Here is an 18,397-nt window from a genome sequence, read left to right as displayed (position 1 = left end):
TGCCGATGCTCCCGGAACGGCTGCGGCCGTTGCTGCGCGCCGCATTGAAATATGCGGCCGATGCGAGGCTCAAGGCCCGCGTCGCCACGCTCGTCGCCAGCCGAGGCTTCGTGCTGCATCCGATGGATTGGATGCCCCCCGCGTCGGATCAGGAAAGTCCCGAGGTCTATGCCCCCTGGGCCGACTGGCAGGCAGGCGCGGATGGCGAGAAACAGTCCCGGCGCGAGCAGCTGACAGCGGAGACCTGGGATGACTTCTATCCAGCGGCGCGCCGTACCGCGCTGGTCGATTTGCGGCGCACCACGCCTGCTCTGGCGCGGACGCTTATCGAGACCAAGGGGGCCAGCGAGCCGGCGGAGGTCAGGCTGGCGCTGGTCGAACTCATGCGTTTCGGCCTGGGTGCCGACGACGTGCCGTTCCTGAAGAGCCTGTCCGCCGATCGCTCCGGCAAGGTGCGCGAAATGGCCGGCCGGCTGCTGGCAAGGCTGGGGGAGCATGGCAATCCGGCTGATGGCGGGTCGGAAGATCCGACAGCCGAGCTCGCTGCCTTCATCGAGGAAGGCAAATCCGGCTTCATTCGCCGCCGCACCACCTACGCACCGATGAAACTCAAATCGCCTGCGCAACAGGCCCGTCGCGCCGACTTGTTCGCTTCCTGCTACTTCGGCGATCTTGTTGCTCGCTTCGGCAAGACAGAGCCTGATTTCATCAGCGCATGGCAGTTCGGCGTCGATGACAATGCCGATCGTTTTCTCGTTCTAATGGTCTCGGTGTCCGGCAGCGATGCGGCGGTGGCCTGTTTGGCGGATAGGCTTGTCGCCGAAGGCGGCAAGCTTCCGCTTCTCGCCCTCCAGCTCATGTTGCGTTTGGACAGCGGCAGGAAGCGTCTTTTGATCAGTCAGATCCTGAATGACGCACAAAATCTGCACGCGCTAAACCTGGTCGAAGGCGTAGAAGCAGGCTGGCTGGATTGGGGCGACCTCGCCAAAGGCAAGACGCTTTCGGCGCTGCGCTCCGCCGTCTCGGGTGACAACGACGTCATGAAGCGAAGCGCTGAGCAGTATCTCGAGGCCATAGGCTTTCTCGCCACGGCGGCGACGGCGGACAAACTGATCGGCGAGGTCGTCACCGCCGGCCTGCCGCCGGCATCGCCATCGCTCGGCCTGCTGCGGCTCAACGCGGCGCTGGCCGAAAATCGTTCCCAATCCGAAAGATGATCAACCCGGAGATGATCGCATGAACGCAGCCATCCGCCTTCCGGCCGAGCAGGTCTATGCCTCCGAACTGCAGGCGCTTGCGCGCGGCGACGATCGCCAGAAGCCAGCCGGCTGGAGCTTGTCGCCCAAGGCCGTGCTCACCTACCTGATGGGCGGCAAGGCTAGCGACGGCACCGTGATTTCGCCGAAATATGTCGGACGCCGCCAGCTGATGGAGACCGCGATCGCGACGCTTGCCACCGACAGGGCGCTGCTGCTGCTCGGCGTGCCGGGCACGGCGAAATCCTGGGTCTCGGAACATCTCGCCGGCGCCATCATGGGAAACTCGACGCTGATCGTGCAGTGCACCGCCGGCACCGACGAGAACCAGATCCGCTATGGCTGGAACTATGCCCAGCTGCTGGCCAAGGGCCCGAGCCAGGAGGCGCTGGTGCCGACGCCGCTCTACCGCGCCATGCAGGAGGGCAAGCTCTGCCGGCTGGAAGAGCTGACGCGCATGGGTTCCGACGTACAGGACACGCTGATCACCGTGCTGTCGGAAAAGATGATGCCGGTGCCGGAATTGAACACCTCGATCTACGCCCAGCGCGGCTTCAACATCATCGCCACCGCCAACAATCGCGACAAGGGCGTCAACGAGCTCTCATCGGCGCTGAAGCGTCGCTTCAACGTCGTGGTGCTGCCTCTGCCCGAGGACATGGCGGAAGAGGTCTCGATCGTCTCCCGGCGCGTCGGCGAGATGGCCGGCGGGCTGGACCTGCCGGTGCCGAAAAATGTCGGCGAGGAGATCGCCCGGGTGCTCACCATCTTCCGCGAGTTGCGCTCCGGCGCGACCGCCGACGGCAAGGTGACGCTGAAGACGCCGTCGGGCTCGCTCTCCACCGCCGAGGCGATCGCCACGATGGTCAGCGGCCTCAGCCAGGCGGCTTGGTTCGACGGCGGCAAGCTCCACGCCGAAGGCCTGGCGCCAAGCCTGGTCGGCGCCATCGTCAAGGATCCTGTGCAGGACAAGGTGGTGCTGGAGGAATATCTGGAGACGGTGCTGAAGAAGCGGCCGGACTATGCCGGCTACTACGCGGCGCTCAACGCGGCCATCTGAGCCATGACTGAGGACGGCATCAGCTATTTCGGCATACGCCACCACGGTCCGGGCTCTGCCGAGAGCCTGGTCAAGGCGTTGCAGGAATTGCAGCCGGTCGCGGTGCTGATCGAGGGGCCGGTCGATGCGTCGCCGCTGCTGCCGCTGCTCGCCAGTCCCGAATTGAAGCCGCCGGTGGCACTGCTCTGCTATCCCGAGGACGATCCGGCCGCGACCAGCTTCTGGCCCTTCGCCGAATTCTCGCCCGAATATCAGGCGGCGCTGTGGGCGGTCGCCAACAAGGCGGCGCTGCGCTTCATCGACCTGCCGTCCGCGGCGCGGTTGGCCGAGATGGCGCCAGAAAGTCCGGCCGACACCGATGCCGCCGAAGCGGAACCCGTCGAAGAGCAAGGCGAGGAAGCGACGCGCATCCAGGATCCGATCGGCACGCTGGCGCGCGCCGCCGGCTACGAGGATGGCGAAAGCTGGTGGTCCGACATCATCGAGCAGAATCCCGCGCCGGGGCCGATCTTCGCGGCTATCGCCGACGCGATGACGACGCTGCGCGACGGCGAGGGGGCGATCGGCAAGTTCGAGGCGATGCGCGAGGCGCACATGCGGCTGGAAATCGCCGCCGCGCGAAAAGAGTTCGATGGGCCGCTGGCGGTCGTCTGTGGCGCCTGGCATGTGCCGGCCCTGCGGGCTGCCCATACGCAAAAGAGCGACCAGGCGCTGCTCAAGGGAATGGCCCGCCGCAAGACCATGATGACCTTCGCGCCATGGACGGGGCCGCGCCTGGCGCTCGGCTATGGCTACGGCGCCGGTGTCGTCGCGCCCGGCTGGTGCAAGCATCTGTGGCAGACGCGCGGGCAGGGCGACTCTTCCATCCTGTGGCTGGCGCGGATTGCATCGGTTCTCAGGGCGAAAGGCCACATGATTTCGACGGCATCGCTGATCGAGGCCGAGCGGCTGGCGCGGACGCTCGCCGCCATCCGCGAACGGCCGAAGCCGGGTTTCGAGGAACTGCGCGACGCTTCGATTTCGGCCCTGTTCAACGGCGAGGCCCTGCTGTGGAAGATGGTCGAGGCCGAACTGCTGCTCGGCGCCGATGTCGGCGAGATTCCGCCTGACACGCCGCTGGCGCCGCTGATCGACGACCTGCAGCGCAACCAGAAAGCGGCGCGGCTCAAGCCCGAGGCCTTGGAGCGGGAACTCTCCATCGACCTGCGCAGCGAGAGCGGGCTGTTTCGGTCGACGCTGCTGCACCGGCTGAACGTGCTTGGCGTGAGCTGGGGCAAGCTGACCGACACCGGGCGCAGCCGCGGCACCTTCCGCGAGCGATGGGTGCTGGCCTGGCAGCCGGAATATGCCGTTCGCCTGGTCGAGAACCTGGTCTATGGCCCGACTATCGAAAAGGCCGCCAACGGCCGCCTGGTCCAGATGATCGGTGCCGCCGCGACGCTCGACACCCTTGCCACGCTGGTCCAGAGCGCCATCACGGCGGCTCTCAGTGAAGCCTCCGCCGCCGGCCTCGTCGCGCTGGAGCAAAAGGCGGCGCACAGCAGCGAGTGCCTGGAACTGCTGGCCTCGGTGCCGCCGCTGGCCGACATCATCCGCTATGGCGAAGCGCGCAAGACCGAGACCGAACGTCTTGCTGGCCTCTTGGAACGGCTGATCGTCGAGGGCTCGATCGCGCTGCCCTACGCCGCGCGCGATCTTGATGCGCAGGCGGCCGCGGCGCTGATGGGCGCGCTGCGCAAGGCCGACGAGGCGATCAGGCTGGTGGAGCCGGGCGCGGATGTCGTGGATGCCTGGCGCAACGGCCTCGCGGCCGTGCTCGAGTCGTCGCGATCGACGGCGCTCGTCGCCGGTTGCGCGGCGCATCTGCTCTACGAGGCCGGGCGGCTTTCCGCCGAGGACGCGGCCGACCTTTTGGCAAAGCGCCTCTCGCCGGGGACGCCGGTCATCGAAGCGGCCGCCTTCTTCGAGGGTTTCTTCAGCGGCGCTGGTCAAAGACTGATCTATGACGAGGGTCTGCGCGGCGCCGTCGATGCATGGCTTGCCTCACTCGACGAAGAGGCCTTCGTCGCCCATCTGCCCTTGCTGCGCCGGGTCTTCTCCAACCTCGACAGCATGGAGCGCCGGCGTTTGATCGAGGCCGTGCTCGGCCGCAGGGCCAGCCTGCCCACCGGGCTGACGCCGGCGCCCGATGGCGGCGAAGCCTGGCGCCGGCATTTTGGTCTCCTCGGCAGGCTGCTCGCGGGGGAGCCCAGCCATGGATGATGACGCGATCGTGCCGGACCCAAGCGAAGATCAGCGCGAGCGCCGCTGGCGGCTGGCGATCGGCGCCGACGATGAAACGTCGTCGGCACTGTCGGCGGAAGACCGGCGGCTTTCGGCGGCGCTCGATGCGCTTTATGGCGACGGCAGCGGCGAGACGGCCGGCGATCCGCGCAAGCGGCGCGGCGGGCTCGGCCGCTCGGCGCCGCGCGTCGCGCAATGGATGGGGGATATCCGCTCGTTCTTCCCCGAGCAGGTCGTCCAGGTCGTGCAGAAGGACGCCTTCGAGCGGCTGAACCTGAAACAAATGCTGATGGAGCCGGAGTTCCTCAAGGCGATCGAGGCGGACGTCAATCTCGTCGCCGACCTGGTCTCGCTGCGTTCGGCGATGCCGGACAAGACCAAGGATATCGCCCGTTCGATCAGCTCCGACATTGTCGCCAAGCTGATGCAGCGCCTCGAGCAAAAGACCGCCGAGGCGATCCGCGGCGCGCTCGACCGGTCGCGGCGCACCAACCGGCCGCGGCAGCGCGACATCGACTGGCCGCGCACCATTACGGCGAACCTCCGCCACTACCAGCCGGACCACAAGACCGTCGTGCCGGAAAGACTGGTCGGCTTCATGCGGCGCCAGCGCCGGCTGGTCGACCTCGACGAGGTGACGCTCTGCGTCGACCAGTCGGGCTCGATGGCAAGCTCGGTCATCTACGCCTCGATCTTCGCCGCGGTGATGGCCTCGTTGCCGGTGGTGCGCACCAAGCTCGTCTGCTTCGACACCGCGATCGTCGACCTGACGGAGGAACTCAGCGATCCGGTCGAAGTGCTATTCGGCGTCCAGCTCGGCGGCGGCACCGACATCAACCAGGCCGTCGCCTATTGCGCCGAGCGGATCGAGCGGCCGACCAAGGCGCATTTCATCTTGATCACCGACCTTTACGAGGGCGGCAACGGCCAGGAGCTTCTGCAGCGGTTGGCTGCGCTGGTCCGGTCGGGCGTCAATGTCGTCGTGCTGCTGGCCCTCACCGATCAGGGCCGTCCCGGCTATGATCCCGCAATGGCGGGGTCGGTCGCATCGCTGGGCATCCCGGTTTTCGCCTGCACCCCGGACCATTTCCCCGACATGATGGCGGCGGCGCTGCGTCGGGAAGATATCGGCGCCTGGGCGGCAGGGGCGGACATCAAGCTGATCCGGGCCGACACCGAAGCAGCCAAGACGGCCGAGTAAGCCTGCCGCCGCCGCCGTTCAACGATGATCAGCCTGCTTTCTCGCTGATCAGCTCGAAGCGCTCGACTTCGCAGTGCTGGCCGACCACGGCCAGGATTTCCATCGACGGTTCGACCGCATCGGGCTGCTTCCATCCGAGATTGAAGGTGTGGACGAAGCGGTCACGGCCGGCGTCATGTTCCATGCCGACAAAGCGCGCGTCATAGCCGAGTGGACGAACCATTTCCCGCAGATCCGGCGGCGAGCCTTTCGGCCACGAGACCGCCAGGATCGCATGGTGGTCGCGCGGGATCCTGAGATCGACCCATTTCAGCGCCTGCAGCGTCACCAGCGTCAGCACCGTCGCGATCGCGCCAAGGCCGAACTGGCCGCCGCCGAAGGCCAGGCCGATCATGGTCATGATCCACATCGTGGCGGCGGTGGTCACGCCGGTCACGAGATCGCCGCGCCGCAGGATGGCGCCGCCGCCGATGAAGCCGACACCGGTGAGCACGCCCAGCGGAAAACGCAGCACGTCCATGCGCACGAAAGAGTCCGTGCCCTTGCCGGCGACATCGAGCAGCATGTTGGCCTGGATCATGGCGATGGCGGCGGCAAGGCCGACCAGGATCGTCGTGCGAAGCCCGGCGGTATGGCCGCGTGCCTCCCTGTTCAGACCGATCAGGAACCCCGCCAGCAGCGTGAGCAGAAGCCTCGCCAGCAGGTCTGGCCAGCCCGGATGAAGCGGCATGTCGCAGCAAAGCGGCTCGAACATCGTTCCACGAGGCGCGGGCGCGCCGCGCTCCTTGTTGCCAACGACTTCAACCTCGCTGGCGGGCTGAAGGTTCCTTGGCGAGCCAGGAGCACTGGCGCCGTCTGTCGCACCCCGCGCACGATTTTGAGACACGCGCCGCTTGACTCCGGCGAAGCCTTGTGAAAAATTTTGCAGCAACTGATAAAAATATCAAAAGGGCGGAAATGGTTGGGTTCGGCAATGGCCTCCTGCGCGACGATGAGACCAGCATGGCCGCCCGCGCCGCCTGGCTTCACTATGCCGGCGGCCTGACCCAGGCCGAGGTCGCCAAGCGGCTCGGCCTCACCAGCCTCAAGGCGCATCGCCTCATCACCAAGGCCAACCAGGAAGGGCTGGTTAAGGTCTATATCGACGGCGAGATCTCCGAATGCGTGGCGCTCGAGGATGAGCTGTCCGGCCGCTACGGTCTCGACTATTGCGAGGTGGTGCCGGACTTCGATCCGGAAGACCTGCCGCTCAAGGCGCTTGGCATTGCCGGCGCGCAATTCCTCAAGCGCGAGATCGAGCGCGGCGAGGACAAGCTGATCGGCGTCGGCCACGGCCGCACGCTTGCCGCTTGCGTGGAGTACCTGCCGCGCACCTCGGCCGACGGCATCCGCTTCGTCTCGCTGCTCGGCGGCCTGACGCGCAAGTTCTCGGCCAACCCGCACGACGTGATCCATCGCCTGGCCGAGCGCACCGGCGCCGAGGCCTATGTCATGCCGGTGCCGATGTTCGCCAACACGGTCGAGGATCGTGCCGTGCTGCTCGGCCAGAAGGGCATTAGCGAGGTCTTCGATCTGGCGAAATCCGCCGACCTGCTGCTGGCCGGCATCGGCACCGCCGAGCAGGAGGCCTCGCTGGTCGCCACCGGCATGATCGACAAGGCCGAGATGGAGGAGACCCGCCGCAACGGCGCCGTCGGCGAACTGCTCGGCCATTTCTTCGACGAGGCCGGCAAGCCGGTGGCGACCACGGTTTCCAGCCGCGCCCTGGCGTTGGCGCGGGAGGACATCGCCAACCGCAGGATCGTCGCCGTCGCCGGCGGCAAGGTGAAGGTTCGCGCCATCAAGTCAGTGCTGGAGGGCCGTTATCTCAAGGGCCTGATAACCGACGAGCGGACGGCGCGATCGCTCGTGGAACAGACGCCGGTCGGGTAGCCGGCACCGCTTTGGTTGAAACTACCCTGTGGAGGAGAAGAGGACATGCATGAGAAAGAAAAAGACCTGATCGACGCGTTCCTGCGTGGACAAGTCGACCGCCGTGGACTGATCAGGGGGCTGGGCGCCATGGGCCTCGCCGCAAGCACCGCCGGCGTCCTGCTCAATATGGGCCAGACCCGCGCGCTCGCCGCCGATTTCGACTGGCAGGCGCACAAGGGCAAGACCATCAAGCTCTTGCTCAACAAGCATCCCTATGCGGATGCGATGATCGCCGACCTCGACAATTTCAAGCAGCTGACCGGCATGAACGTCGTCTATGACGTGTTCCCGGAAGACGTCTATTTCGACAAGGTCACCGCGGCGCTCTCGGCGAGCTCCTCCGAATACGACGCCTTCATGACCGGCGCCTACATGACCTGGACCTATGGCCCGGCCGGCTGGATCACCGACCTCAACGAATGGATCAAGGACCCGGCCAAGACCAATCCGAAGTATGCCTGGGACGACTTCCTGCCCGGCGTCAAGAACTCCTGCGCCTGGAACGGCAAGCCGGGCGGCGCGCTGGGTTCGGAAGACGCCAAGCAGTGGTGCATTCCGTGGGGCTTCGAGCAGAACAACATCACCTACAACAAGGCGATGTTCGACAAGGCCGGCGTCAAGGTTCCCGGCAGCATGGACGAGATGGTCGCAGCGGCCGCCAAGCTCACCAAGGATGTCGGTGGCGGCGTCTATGGCATCGGCGTGCGCGGCTCGCGCTCCTGGGCGACGATCCATCCGGGCTTCCTGTCGGCCTACGCCAATTTCGACCAGAAGGACCTCAACGTGTCGGCCGACGGCAAGCTGTCCGCCGCCATGAACACCGCCGAATCCAAGGCCTTCCACAAGCAATGGGTGCAGATGATCCAGGAGAGCGGCCCGAAGGACTGGTCGACCTACACCTGGTACCAGGTCGGCACCGATCTCGGCGCCGGCGCCTCGGCGATGATCTTCGACGCCGACATCCTCGGCTACTTCATGAATGGCGGCACCAACAAGATGGCCGGCCAGCTCGCCTTCGCCGGCTTCAAGGCCAATCCGGCCGCCAAGGCGCCGACGCCCAACATCTGGATCTGGTCGCTGTCGATGTCAAACTTCTCCAAGGACAAGGACGCCACCTGGTACTTCATGCAGTGGGCTTCCGGGCTCGATCACTGCCTGTTCGGCGCCACCAAGATGGACTTCGTCAATCCGGTCCGGCAGTCGGTCTGGAAGGACGAGGTGTTCCGTGAGAAGCTGAACAAGAGCTATCCGGGCTATGTCGAGATGTTCGACGCCTCGGCACCCGGCGCCAGCATCAAGTTCACGGCGCAACCGCTGTTCTTCGACCTCACCACCGAATGGGCCGCGACGCTGCAGAAGATGGTGGCCAAGGAAGTGCCGATCGACGAGGGCCTCGACAAGCTGGCCGAGAGCATCAACGGCCAGCTCAAGGAGGCCGGCCTCGGCTGATATCGGGCAGCGGCTGGCGCGCAAGCGCGGGCCAGCCGCGACCCTCAACGACACTCGCGAGGCGAAGCGGTATGCTTCGCCAACGCCCGACCGGCCGCCTTGCTCCCTTGGGCGGCCGGCAGGGCGGAGCAACCGGGATAACGGAAGAGCGCGATGACCGCGGCGACGACAGTCCACAGACCCTCCGGCTTCAGGATCAGCAAGCGGGTTCTGCCCTATCTCCTCAGCCTGCCGGCGCTCCTGGTCTGCATCGGCATCCTGATCCCGTTCCTGACCTCGGTGGTCTATTCCTTCCAGCGCTACAGGCTGAGCCAGCCATGGGCCAGGCAGTTCAACTGGGGCGACAACTACATTTCCTTCTTCACCGACCCGAAGTTCTGGAACACGCTCGAGGTGTCGCTGCTCTATGCCGGCATCACCGTGGTGCTCGAACTGCTGCTCGGCCTCGGCATCGCCATGCTCCTGCAGAAGCGCTCGACGCTGAACAACTTCATCTCGATCATGCTGTTGATGCCGCTGATGACGGCGCCGGCGCTGGCCGCGCTGATGTGGAAGCTGATGACCAATCCCGGCTTCGGCGTGCTGAGCTATCTTGCCAGCCTCATAGGCCTGCAGGACTTCCGTTGGGCGTCCTCGCCGTCGACCGCGCTGCTCACCGTCGTGCTGGTCGACATCTGGGTCTACACGCCCTTCATCATGATCCTGCTGCTCGCCGGCCTGCGCAGCCTGCCGACTCAGCCCTTCGAGGCGGCCGCGCTCGACGGCGTGCCGAGGAGCTTCGTGTTCTTCCGCATCACCCTGCCGATGCTGACGCCCTATATCCTGACGGCGACGCTGTTTCGCCTGCTCGATTCCATCCAGCAGTTCGACATCATCTACGCGATGACTCAAGGCGGCCCCGGCGACACGCTGACCGTGTTCCAGGTCGAGGCCTATCTCAACTTCTTCCAGTCGACCAATGTCGGGCGCTCGGCGGCGCTGATGATCATCCTGTGGGCGATCACCTATTTCCTCTCCAACATCTTCATCAAGAACTGGCTCCGGCTGCGCGAACGCGCCCGCGGCCAGGCATAGGAGGCAGGGATGGAACACACCTCGCTTCTCGAACGCATCCTGCGCGGCGCAGCGCTCACGCTGGTGGTGATCTTCTTCATGTTCCCGATCGCCTGGATCTTCATGATGTCGTTCCAGACCAACGAGACCATCCTGCGCATCCCGCCGCAGCTGATCTTCGAGCCGACGCTCGCCAACTACACGGCGCTGATCACCGGCAAGCTGGTGACCGCGGCCGGCACGCTCGACATCGCCTTCATGCGCAATCTCTGGAACTCGGTGTTCCTGTCGGTGACCTCGGTTGCCGTCTCGCTGCTGCTCGGCGTGCCCGCCGCCTATGCCTTCGCCCGCCACAAATTCCGCGGCTCGGAGGACATCGCCTTCACGCTCTTGTCGTTCCGCTTCGCGCCGGCGCTGCTGGTGCTGCTGCCGCTCACGCTCTATTTCCAGAAGCTCGGCCTCGCCAACACCTATATCGGCCTGATCTGGGTCTACCAGCTGATCTGCCTGCCGCTGATCCTGTGGATCGTGCGCGGCTATTTCGAGGACATCCCGGCCGACATCGAATACGCCTACCGCATCGGCGGCCATTCCTGGTTCGCCACCTTCCGCAAGATCGCGCTGCCGCTTGCCGGGCCGGGCATCGCCGCCGCCGGCCTGCTCGCCTTCATCTTCGCCTGGAACAATTTCGTCTTCGCGCTGGTGCTCGCCTCCGCCGACAAGCAGCCGGTGACGGTCGGCGCGCTCGCCTTCATCACCTCGTCCGGCATTCAGTATGGCCAGATCTCGGCCGCGATCGTGCTGTCGATCACGCCGACGCTGGCGCTGGCGCTTTACGCGCAGCGCTATCTCGTCGAAGGCCTTTCGCTCGGCGCCGTGAAAGGGTAGTTCCGATGGCCAGCCTCGAACTGAAAAATGTCGTCAAGCGCTACAAGAGCCAGACGGTCCTCGACAATCTGTCGCTGAGCGTCGCCGACGGCGAGACGCTGGTGCTGTTCGGTCCGTCCGGCGCCGGCAAGACGGTTCTGCTGCGCATGGTTGCCGGCGTCATCGACCCCGACGAGGGCAAGATCCTGATCGGCGGCGAGGACATGACCGATGTCGACGCCGAGTTCCGCGGCGTCGGCATGGCGTTCCAGAACTTCGCGCTGTTCCCGCATATGAGCGCCTTCGACAACATCGCGACGCCGCTCGAGGCCAGGCACTCCTCGCAAGGCGCGATCAAGGCCGGCGTAGAGAGCGTCGCCAAGCTGCTCAAGATCGACCATGTGCTGAGCCACAAGCCGCGCGCGCTGTCCAACGGCCAGAAGCAGCGCACGGCGCTTGCCCGCGCCCTGGTCGGTTCGCCGCCGATTCTCCTGCTCGACGATCCCTTGCGCAATGTCGACGCCAAACTGCGCTTCGAGATGCGGCTCGAACTGCCGCGGCTTCTGCACGACCGCGGCGCGACCGTCGTCTACGTCACCCAGGACTACAAGGAGGCGATGGCGCTCGGCAACCGCATCGCGGTGATGTCGCAAGGCGTCATCCGCCAGCTCGGCACGCCCGAGCAGATCTATCGTGAGCCGGCCAATGTCGAGATCGCCAGGCTGTTCGGCGACCCGACCATCAATTTGCTCGACGTCAAGCCGGCGCGCGACGCCAAGGGCATCTATGTCGGCCTGTCGAACGTCCAGGTCCATCTCGCCGGCGCCTATGAGGCGGCGGTCGGGCGCGACTGCGTCATCGGCCTGCGGCCCGAGGCGCTGAGCTTCGTCGGTGAGGCCACGCCTGGCGCCGTTCCGGTGACCGTCGAGGCCGAGACGCCGCTCAACGAAAAGATCGTCACCTTGGTGCGCACCGTGCGCGGCCGTGAAATCCTGGTTTCGCGCCCGGCTGGAACGCCGGGCCAGACCGAGGGCAAGGCGCATATCGCCGTCGACGGCAAAAGCGCGCTGCTGTTCGATCATGCCAGCGGCGAGCGCATCGGCACCAACAAGGTCGTCACTTTGCGCAGCGGAGAAGCGGCATGAGCGCCAGCGCCCTCACCATTTCCGGCGTCGACAAGTTCTACGGCCCGATCGACCGCGGCGTGCATGCGGTGAAGCAGCTGACGATGGAGATCGCCAGGGGCGAGATCCTGGCGCTGCTCGGCTCGTCGGGCTGCGGCAAGACCTCGACGCTGCGCATGATCGCCGGCTTCGAGGAGGTTTCGCGTGGCGAGATCGCCGTTGCGGGCCGCAAGGTGCACACGCTGGCGCCGGTCAAGCGCAACGTGGCGATGGCCTTCGAGGGCTATTCGCTCTATCCGCCGCTCACCGTGCGCGAGAACATGGCCTTCGCCCTGAAGGCGGCAAGGCTTTCGAAGAGCGACGTCGACGCCAAGGTCGCCAGCATCGCCAAGCTGCTCGAGATCGAGGACATCCTCGAGCGCTATCCGAGCTCGATTTCCGGCGGCCAGCAGCAGCGCGCCAGCCTCGGCCGCGCCTTGATCCGCGAGGCGGACCTGCATCTGCTCGACGAGCCGATGGGGCAGCTCGAGCCGCAGTTGCGCGCCGTGCTGCGTGGCCGCATCAAGCACTTCATCAAGGAGCGCGGCCTGACTGCGATCCTGGTCACCCACGATCAGACCGAGGCCAACGCGCTCGCCGACCGCATCGCGGTGATGGAAGGCGGCGTGCTGCAGCAGTTCGACACGCCCGACATGATCAAGCGGCGGCCGGCGAACCTGTTCACCGGCACCTTCGTCGGCGAGCCGCCGATGAATGTCTTCGAAGCCTTTGTCGGCACGACTGCCGGCAAGATCAGCCTGAAGCTCCCCGACGGGCTCTCGCTCGACTACGACAAGGATGCTTTCAGCGGCCCGGTGCGCGACCAGCTGCTCGCCCGCGAGCGTGTCGTCATCGGCGTCAGACCCTACGCGGTGCGCCGCTCGAAGGACGGCGTGCCGGCCACCGTCTCGGCCAATCAATGGCTCGGCGACCAGACCCACATCGCCGCCGATTTTGCCGGCGGATCGCTGGTGCTGGTCGAGCACGACCGCACCCGCCTCGAGCTCGGGGCGCCGATCAACGTCAGCATCGATCCGAAGAACCTGCACGTCTTCGACCAGGCCGACGGCAAGGCGATTTCGCACGGGATGGAGCTTGCCTGATGCGGGATGTGCTGATCGGCATCGACGCCGGCACGTCTGTCATCAAGTCCGTCGCCTTCGACAGGGCGGGCCGGCAGATCGCGGCCACTGCGCTGGTGAACCGCTACGAGACGCTGCCGGGCGGTGGCGCCGAGCAGGACCTGGCGCGCACCTGGGCCGATACGGCGACCACCTTGCGCCAGTTGGCCGACAAGGTGCCGGACCTCGCCAACAGGGTGATCGCCATCGCCGTGACCGGACAGGGCGACGGCACCTGGCTGATCGACAAGGCCGGCGAGCCGGTGGCCAAGGGCTGGTTGTGGCTCGACGCGCGCGCCGCCAACATCGTCGAGGAGATCCGCGCCCGGCCGGAGGATCGGCTGCGCTTCGAAAAGACCGGCAGCGGGCTTGCCGCCTGCCAGCAGGGATCGCAGTTCGTCTTCATGAAGCGCAACATGCCGGCAATGCTCGAGAGAGCCGCAACGGCGTTCCACTGCAAGGATTGGCTCTATTTCAAGCTGACCGGCGCGCGCGCCACCGACCCTTCGGAAGGGACCTTCACCTTCGGCGATTTCCGCACCCGCGACTACAGCGACGAGGTGCTCGACGTGCTCGGCGTCGCCGACCTCAGGCACCTTCTGCCGCCGATCGTCGACGGCACCAGGCACAGCGCCGGCCTGTCGAAGGCCGCGGCCGACGCGACCGGGCTCACCGCCGGCACGCCGGTCGTGCTGACCTATGTCGATGTGGTCTGCACGGCGCTCGGCGCCGGCCTGTTCGACCGCAAGCACAAGCCCGGCTGCACCATTATCGGCTCCACCGGCATGCATATGCGGCTTGCCGAGACACCGGACGAGGTGCAGCTCAACGAGGCGAAGACCGGCTACACCATGACCATGCCGGCGCCAGGCGTCTTCGCCCAGCTGCAGTCGAACATGGCGGCGACGCTCAACATCGACTGGGTGCTCGGCCTCGCTTCCGGCATCCTCGCCTCGCAAGGCATTTCGCGCTCGAACGGTGAGATGATCGCCCTGGTCGATGGCTGGATTTCGTCGTCCAAGCCGGCCTCGCTGATCTACCAGCCCTATGTGTCCGAGGCCGGCGAGCGCGGCCCGTTCGTCGACGCCAATGCCAGGGCCGGCTTCGTCGGCATCTCCTCCCGCCACGGCTATGCCGACATGGTGCGCGCCGTCTTCGAAGGGCTCGCCTTCGCTTCGCGCGATTGCTACGCCGCTATGGGCCCGCTGCCGCGGGAAATCCGCCTTACCGGCGGCGCGGCGCGCAGCCCGGCGCTGCGCAAGATCCTTGGCGCCGCCGTCGGCGCCTCCACCCGCACCAGCGAACGCGAGGAGGCGGGTGCCGCCGGTGCCGCCATGATCGCGGCGGTCTGCGTCGGCCTCTACCGGTCAATGGACGATTGCGTCGCCGAATGGGTCACCCCCCTGCTTGGCGAGGCCGAACCGAGCGACCCGGAACTCGCCGCCATCTACGACAGGATGGCGCCATCCTACACATTGGCGCACGAGGCGCTGCGTCCGGTCTGGCGGTCGATGGCCGCGACCAAGGCAGATTGAGAAGTGGAGCATGCACAGGAAAATTGCGATCATCGGCGACCGCTTCATGCTTCCGGAGGTCTTTCGGACTGAGATCGAGAAGGCCTGCGGCAACAGCCTCGACATCCGCACGCTGGAAACCGCGTGGCCCGACGAGCCGATGGAGTTCGGCAACACAGCGCTCGGCCTCGACAAGGTCAAGGAGTATTTCGGCCATCCGGACGAGGTGGTCGATTTTGTCGGCGATGCCGAGATCCTGGTGACCCAGCTAGCTCCGCTATCGGATGGAATGATGCGGCGCCTTCCGGCGCTGAAACTGGTCGCTGTGTCGCGCGGCGGACCGATCAACATCGACATGGCGGCCGCCAAGGCTCACGACATCCGCGTCGTCAACGTTCCAGGCCGCAATGCGAGCGCGGTGGCCGAATTCACCATCGGCGCCATCCTCGCCGAGACGCGGCTGATCCGCGTCGGCCACGAGGCCTTGCGCAAGGGCGAATGGCGCGGCGATCTCTATCGCGCCGACCGCACCGGCCGCGAGCTCAGCGAGATGACCGTCGGTGTCGTCGGCTACGGCAATATCGGCACCAAAGTGGTGCGCCTGCTGCGCGCCTTCGGCTGCCGCGTCCTGGTCTGCGATCCCTACGTGCAGCTGAGCGCGGACGACCACAATGCCGGCGTCGAGCTGGTCTCGCTCGACGAACTCCTGTCGCGCTCCGACGTGGTCACCCTGCATTCGCGGGTGACCGCGGAAACCCGCGGCCTGATCAACAAGGACACCATCGCCGGCATGAAGCCCGGCGTGATCTTCATCAACACCGCGCGCGGGCCGCTGGTCGACTATGACGCGCTTTACGAGGCGCTGGTCGCCGGCCATATCGCCAGCGCCATGCTGGAAACCTTCGCGATCGAGCCGGTGCCTTCGGACTGGCCGCTGCTGCAGCTGCCGAATGTGACGCTGACCCCGCATATCGCCGGCGCCTCGGTGCGCACCGTCACCTACGCGGCAGAGCAGGCGGCCGAGGAGGTGCGCCGCTATATCGCCGGCCTGCCGCCGGTCAATCCGTGCTGACCGCCATGAAGCGTTGTGAGGGTTCGGCGAGATGAGCGGCGACGGCGACATTGTCGACCTTTTCGTCATCGGCGGCGGCGTCAACGGCGCCGGCATCGCGCGCGACGCCGCCGGCCGTGGCCTGTCCGTCATCTTGTGCGAGAAGGACGATATCGCCGAAGGCACCAGCTCGCGTTCGGGCAAGCTGGTTCATGGCGGCCTGCGCTATCTCGAATATTACGAGTTCCGCCTGGTGCGCGAGGCGTTGATCGAGCGCGAGGTGCTCCTGGAATCCGCGCCCCACATCATCTGGCCGATGCGCTTCGTGCTGCCGCACAGCCCCGACGATCGCCCTGCCTGGCTGGTCCGCATCGGCCTCTTCCTCTACGACCATCTCGGCGGCCGCAAGCGGCTGCCGCCCACCCGCACGCTGAACTTGCGCACGGCGCCGGAGGGCGCGCCGATCAAGGACGCTTTCAGACGCGGCTTCGAATATTCCGACTGCTGGGTCGACGATGCCCGCCTCGTCGTCATCAACGCGTTGGACGCGGCGGAGCGCGGGGCGAAAGTCTTCACCCGCACCGCTTGCACCGCCGCCCGCCGCGACAAAGGCCTGTGGTCGGTCGAGATGCGCGACGGCAGGACCGGCGTGAGGACCGCGGTGCGGGCGCGCGCCCTGATCAACGCCGCCGGTCCCTGGGTCAACGATGTCGTCAACCGCGTCGCCGGGCAGAACTCCAAGCGCAATGTCCGCCTGGTCAAGGGCAGCCACATCGTCGTGCCGAAATTCTGGGAAGGGCGGCAGGCCTATCTTGTCCAGAACAATGACAAGCGCGTCATCTTCATCAACCCCTATCAGAACGACCTGGCGCTGATCGGCACCACCGACATTCCCTATGAAGGGCGCCCGGAAGACGTGGCGGCGGAGGAGAGCGAGATCGACTACCTGATCAAGGTCGTCAACCGCTACTTCAAGCGCGAGCTGACGCGCGGCGACGTCGTCTACTCGTTTTCCGGCGTCAGGCCGCTTTATGACGACAATGCCGACAATCCGAGCGCGGTGACGCGCGACTACATTTTCGAGCTCGATGCGCCGACCGGGCAGGCGCCGCTGCTCTCCGTCTTCGGCGGCAAGATCACCACCTTCCGCAAGCTCGCCGAGCACGCGCTCGACCGCATCGAGCCGTTCTTTCCGAAGATGGGAAAGGCGTGGACGTCCGGTGCGCATCTGCCGGGCGGCGACATCGCCAATGCCGATTTCGAGCAGTTCCTCGGCGATCTCGGCCGCGACTACCCCTGGATGCCGGCGTCGCTGCTCAAGCACTATGGCCGGCTCTACGGCACGCGCACTCGTTCCCTCATCGGCAATGCCGGTTCGCTCGACCAGCTCGGGCGGCGCTTCGGCAAGGATTTCTTCGAGCGCGAGGCGAGCTACCTGTTCGAGCATGAATGGGCGTCGACCGCTGCCGATATACTCGACCGTCGCACCAAGCACGGCCTGCATCTCTCGGCCTCCGAGAGAGGGGCCTTCGAGGACTGGTGCGCCAACCGTTTGGCAAAGGCCGGCTGATGGCAGCTCGCATTGATCACGATGCCGCCGAATTGCAGGCGTTGCGTGTCCTGTCGGCCAGTGTTGGCGCCGATCCTCTGCTGGTCCAGGGCGCCGGTGGCAACACCTCGCTCAAGCAAGCCGGTGTGCTGTGGATCAAGGCGTCCGGCACCTGGCTGATGAGTGCGGCGACAGCCGACATCATGGTGCCGGTGGCGCTGGCGCCCTTGCTCGATGCCGTCGCGCGCAAGGACCCGGCGGCCGAGAAGGCCGCCGCATTCACGCTTGCCGAGCTCAACCCGCACCAGTTGCGGCCGTCCATCGAGACGACGGTGCATGCATTGCTGCCGCAAAAGGTCGTGGTCCATGTCCACTGCGTCGAGACCATCGCCATCGCCGTGCAGACCAATGCCGAGGCCGTGCTGGAGGAGCGCCTGCGCGGCCTCGACTGGGCCTTCGTGCCCTATCGCCGCCCTGGCCTGCCGCTGGCGCAGGGCATTGCCGAACGGCTGAAGCCGCGCACCGACGTCCTCGTCCTCGGCAATCATGGGCTGGTCGTGGCAGCCGACACAGTCGCCGAAGCAAACCTGCTGCTGCGGCGCGTTACCGGCCTGCTTGCCCGCGCGCCGCGCAAAGCGCCGGCGCCCGACCTCGACGCGCTGCTCAGGCTGGCCATGGGCAGCGATTACCGCCTTCCGGTCGCGGTCGAGGCCCATGCCGCCGCCACCGATCTCGCCAGTTGCCGGATCGTCGCGTCGGGCAGCCTTTACCCGGACCACGTCATCTTCCTCGGCATAGGCTCGGTGATCGCCGGTCCGAACGAGAATGCCGCTGCCGTGGTGGCGCGGACAACGGC

At 66.3% G+C, this 18,397-nt stretch carries 15 protein-coding genes; 14 read left to right on the top strand and 1 reads right to left on the bottom strand.

Going from position 1 to position 18,397, the window contains the following annotated elements; all coding sequences use genetic code 11:
- The 4 genes from EN780_RS10690 to EN780_RS10675 form a co-directional block, all read left to right on the top strand.
- Positions 1-1,217, top strand: a 1,217-nt coding sequence (locus EN780_RS10690; protein WP_128273598.1) for a DUF5691 domain-containing protein, incomplete at its 5' end; no start/stop codon positions are given.
- Between the two features lie 19 nt (positions 1,218-1,236).
- Complete coding sequence (locus tag EN780_RS10685; RefSeq protein WP_127392160.1) at positions 1,237-2,316, top strand: AAA family ATPase; 1,080 nt, start codon at positions 1,237-1,239, stop codon at positions 2,314-2,316.
- 3 nt (positions 2,317-2,319) lie between these two features.
- On the top strand, positions 2,320-4,578 hold the full coding sequence (locus tag EN780_RS10680; RefSeq protein ID WP_128273596.1) for a DUF5682 family protein: 2,259 nt from the start codon (positions 2,320-2,322) through the stop codon (positions 4,576-4,578).
- Positions 4,571-5,800 carry a VWA domain-containing protein gene (locus EN780_RS10675; RefSeq protein ID WP_128273594.1) on the top strand — a complete coding sequence of 410 codons (1,230 nt, stop codon included), beginning with the start codon at positions 4,571-4,573 and terminating at the stop codon, positions 5,798-5,800. Before EN780_RS10680 ends, EN780_RS10675 begins: the two co-directional genes overlap by 8 nt.
- A 28-nt stretch (positions 5,801-5,828) precedes the next feature.
- On the opposite strand, the gene EN780_RS10670 is transcribed toward EN780_RS10675, so the two are convergent.
- On the bottom strand, positions 5,829-6,554 hold the full coding sequence (locus tag EN780_RS10670; protein ID WP_127310132.1) for an MgtC/SapB family protein: 726 nt from the start codon (positions 6,552-6,554) through the stop codon (positions 5,829-5,831).
- 203 nt (positions 6,555-6,757) lie between these two features.
- Between EN780_RS10670 and EN780_RS10665 the strand changes: the two genes are divergently transcribed.
- From EN780_RS10665 to EN780_RS10620, 10 genes are all read left to right on the top strand, one after another.
- Positions 6,758-7,732, top strand: a complete 975-nt coding sequence (locus tag EN780_RS10665) for a sugar-binding transcriptional regulator (RefSeq protein WP_128273592.1) — start codon at positions 6,758-6,760, stop codon at positions 7,730-7,732.
- Positions 7,733-7,777: 45 nt separating this feature from the next.
- Positions 7,778-9,223 carry an extracellular solute-binding protein gene (locus EN780_RS10660; protein ID WP_127284684.1) on the top strand — a complete coding sequence of 482 codons (1,446 nt, stop codon included), beginning with the start codon at positions 7,778-7,780 and terminating at the stop codon, positions 9,221-9,223.
- A gap of 153 nt (positions 9,224-9,376) precedes the next feature.
- A complete protein-coding gene (locus EN780_RS10655; protein ID WP_126056079.1) occupies positions 9,377-10,297 on the top strand; it encodes a sugar ABC transporter permease in 921 nt (306 codons plus the stop codon).
- A 9-nt stretch (positions 10,298-10,306) separates the two neighbouring features.
- On the top strand, positions 10,307-11,164 hold the full coding sequence (locus tag EN780_RS10650; protein ID WP_127284685.1) for a carbohydrate ABC transporter permease: 858 nt from the start codon (positions 10,307-10,309) through the stop codon (positions 11,162-11,164).
- Positions 11,165-11,169: 5 nt separating this feature from the next.
- Positions 11,170-12,288 carry an ABC transporter ATP-binding protein gene (locus EN780_RS10645; RefSeq protein ID WP_128273590.1) on the top strand — a complete coding sequence of 373 codons (1,119 nt, stop codon included), beginning with the start codon at positions 11,170-11,172 and terminating at the stop codon, positions 12,286-12,288.
- Positions 12,285-13,409: an ABC transporter ATP-binding protein gene (locus EN780_RS10640; RefSeq protein ID WP_128273588.1), complete on the top strand. Its 1,125-nt coding sequence runs from the start codon at positions 12,285-12,287 to the stop codon at positions 13,407-13,409. Before EN780_RS10645 ends, EN780_RS10640 begins: the two co-directional genes overlap by 4 nt.
- A complete protein-coding gene (locus tag EN780_RS10635; protein ID WP_128273586.1) occupies positions 13,409-14,962 on the top strand; it encodes an FGGY-family carbohydrate kinase in 1,554 nt (517 codons plus the stop codon). The genes EN780_RS10640 and EN780_RS10635 overlap by 1 nt, the downstream gene beginning before the upstream one ends.
- A 10-nt stretch (positions 14,963-14,972) precedes the next feature.
- Complete coding sequence (locus EN780_RS10630; RefSeq protein WP_128273584.1) at positions 14,973-16,013, top strand: 2-hydroxyacid dehydrogenase; 1,041 nt, start codon at positions 14,973-14,975, stop codon at positions 16,011-16,013.
- Positions 16,014-16,044: 31 nt separating this feature from the next.
- Positions 16,045-17,562: a glycerol-3-phosphate dehydrogenase gene (locus EN780_RS10625; protein ID WP_128273582.1), complete on the top strand. Its 1,518-nt coding sequence runs from the start codon at positions 16,045-16,047 to the stop codon at positions 17,560-17,562.
- The coding region (locus EN780_RS10620; RefSeq protein ID WP_133372594.1) for a class II aldolase/adducin family protein at positions 17,562-18,397 on the top strand (836 nt) is incomplete at its 3' end. The genes EN780_RS10625 and EN780_RS10620, both read left to right, overlap by 1 nt.

Source organism: Mesorhizobium sp. M4B.F.Ca.ET.089.01.1.1, from assembly GCF_004022605.1.
In the GTDB taxonomy this organism is placed as follows: domain Bacteria; phylum Pseudomonadota; class Alphaproteobacteria; order Rhizobiales; family Rhizobiaceae; genus Mesorhizobium; species Mesorhizobium abyssinicae.
Note: the sequence above shows the minus strand (reverse complement) of the source record. Positions and strands in the feature narration are given on the sequence as shown.

Excerpts from the sequence above, each read along its gene's own strand:
- EN780_RS10685 (WP_127392160.1), top strand. The coding sequence starts at position 1,237 with ATGAACGCAGCCATCCGCCTTCCGGCCGAGCAGGTCTATGCCTCCGAA.
- EN780_RS10680 (WP_128273596.1), top strand. The coding sequence starts at position 2,320 with ATGACTGAGGACGGCATCAGCTATTTCGGCATACGCCACCACGGTCCG.
- EN780_RS10675 (WP_128273594.1), top strand. The coding sequence starts at position 4,571 with ATGGATGATGACGCGATCGTGCCGGACCCAAGCGAAGATCAGCGCGAG.
- EN780_RS10670 (WP_127310132.1), bottom strand. The coding sequence starts at position 6,554 with ATGTTCGAGCCGCTTTGCTGCGACATGCCGCTTCATCCGGGCTGGCCA.
- EN780_RS10665 (WP_128273592.1), top strand. The coding sequence starts at position 6,758 with ATGGTTGGGTTCGGCAATGGCCTCCTGCGCGACGATGAGACCAGCATG.
- EN780_RS10660 (WP_127284684.1), top strand. The coding sequence starts at position 7,778 with ATGCATGAGAAAGAAAAAGACCTGATCGACGCGTTCCTGCGTGGACAA.
- EN780_RS10655 (WP_126056079.1), top strand. The coding sequence starts at position 9,377 with ATGACCGCGGCGACGACAGTCCACAGACCCTCCGGCTTCAGGATCAGC.
- EN780_RS10650 (WP_127284685.1), top strand. The coding sequence starts at position 10,307 with ATGGAACACACCTCGCTTCTCGAACGCATCCTGCGCGGCGCAGCGCTC.
- EN780_RS10645 (WP_128273590.1), top strand. The coding sequence starts at position 11,170 with ATGGCCAGCCTCGAACTGAAAAATGTCGTCAAGCGCTACAAGAGCCAG.
- EN780_RS10640 (WP_128273588.1), top strand. The coding sequence starts at position 12,285 with ATGAGCGCCAGCGCCCTCACCATTTCCGGCGTCGACAAGTTCTACGGC.
- EN780_RS10635 (WP_128273586.1), top strand. The coding sequence starts at position 13,409 with ATGCGGGATGTGCTGATCGGCATCGACGCCGGCACGTCTGTCATCAAG.
- EN780_RS10630 (WP_128273584.1), top strand. The coding sequence starts at position 14,973 with ATGCACAGGAAAATTGCGATCATCGGCGACCGCTTCATGCTTCCGGAG.
- EN780_RS10625 (WP_128273582.1), top strand. The coding sequence starts at position 16,045 with ATGAGCGGCGACGGCGACATTGTCGACCTTTTCGTCATCGGCGGCGGC.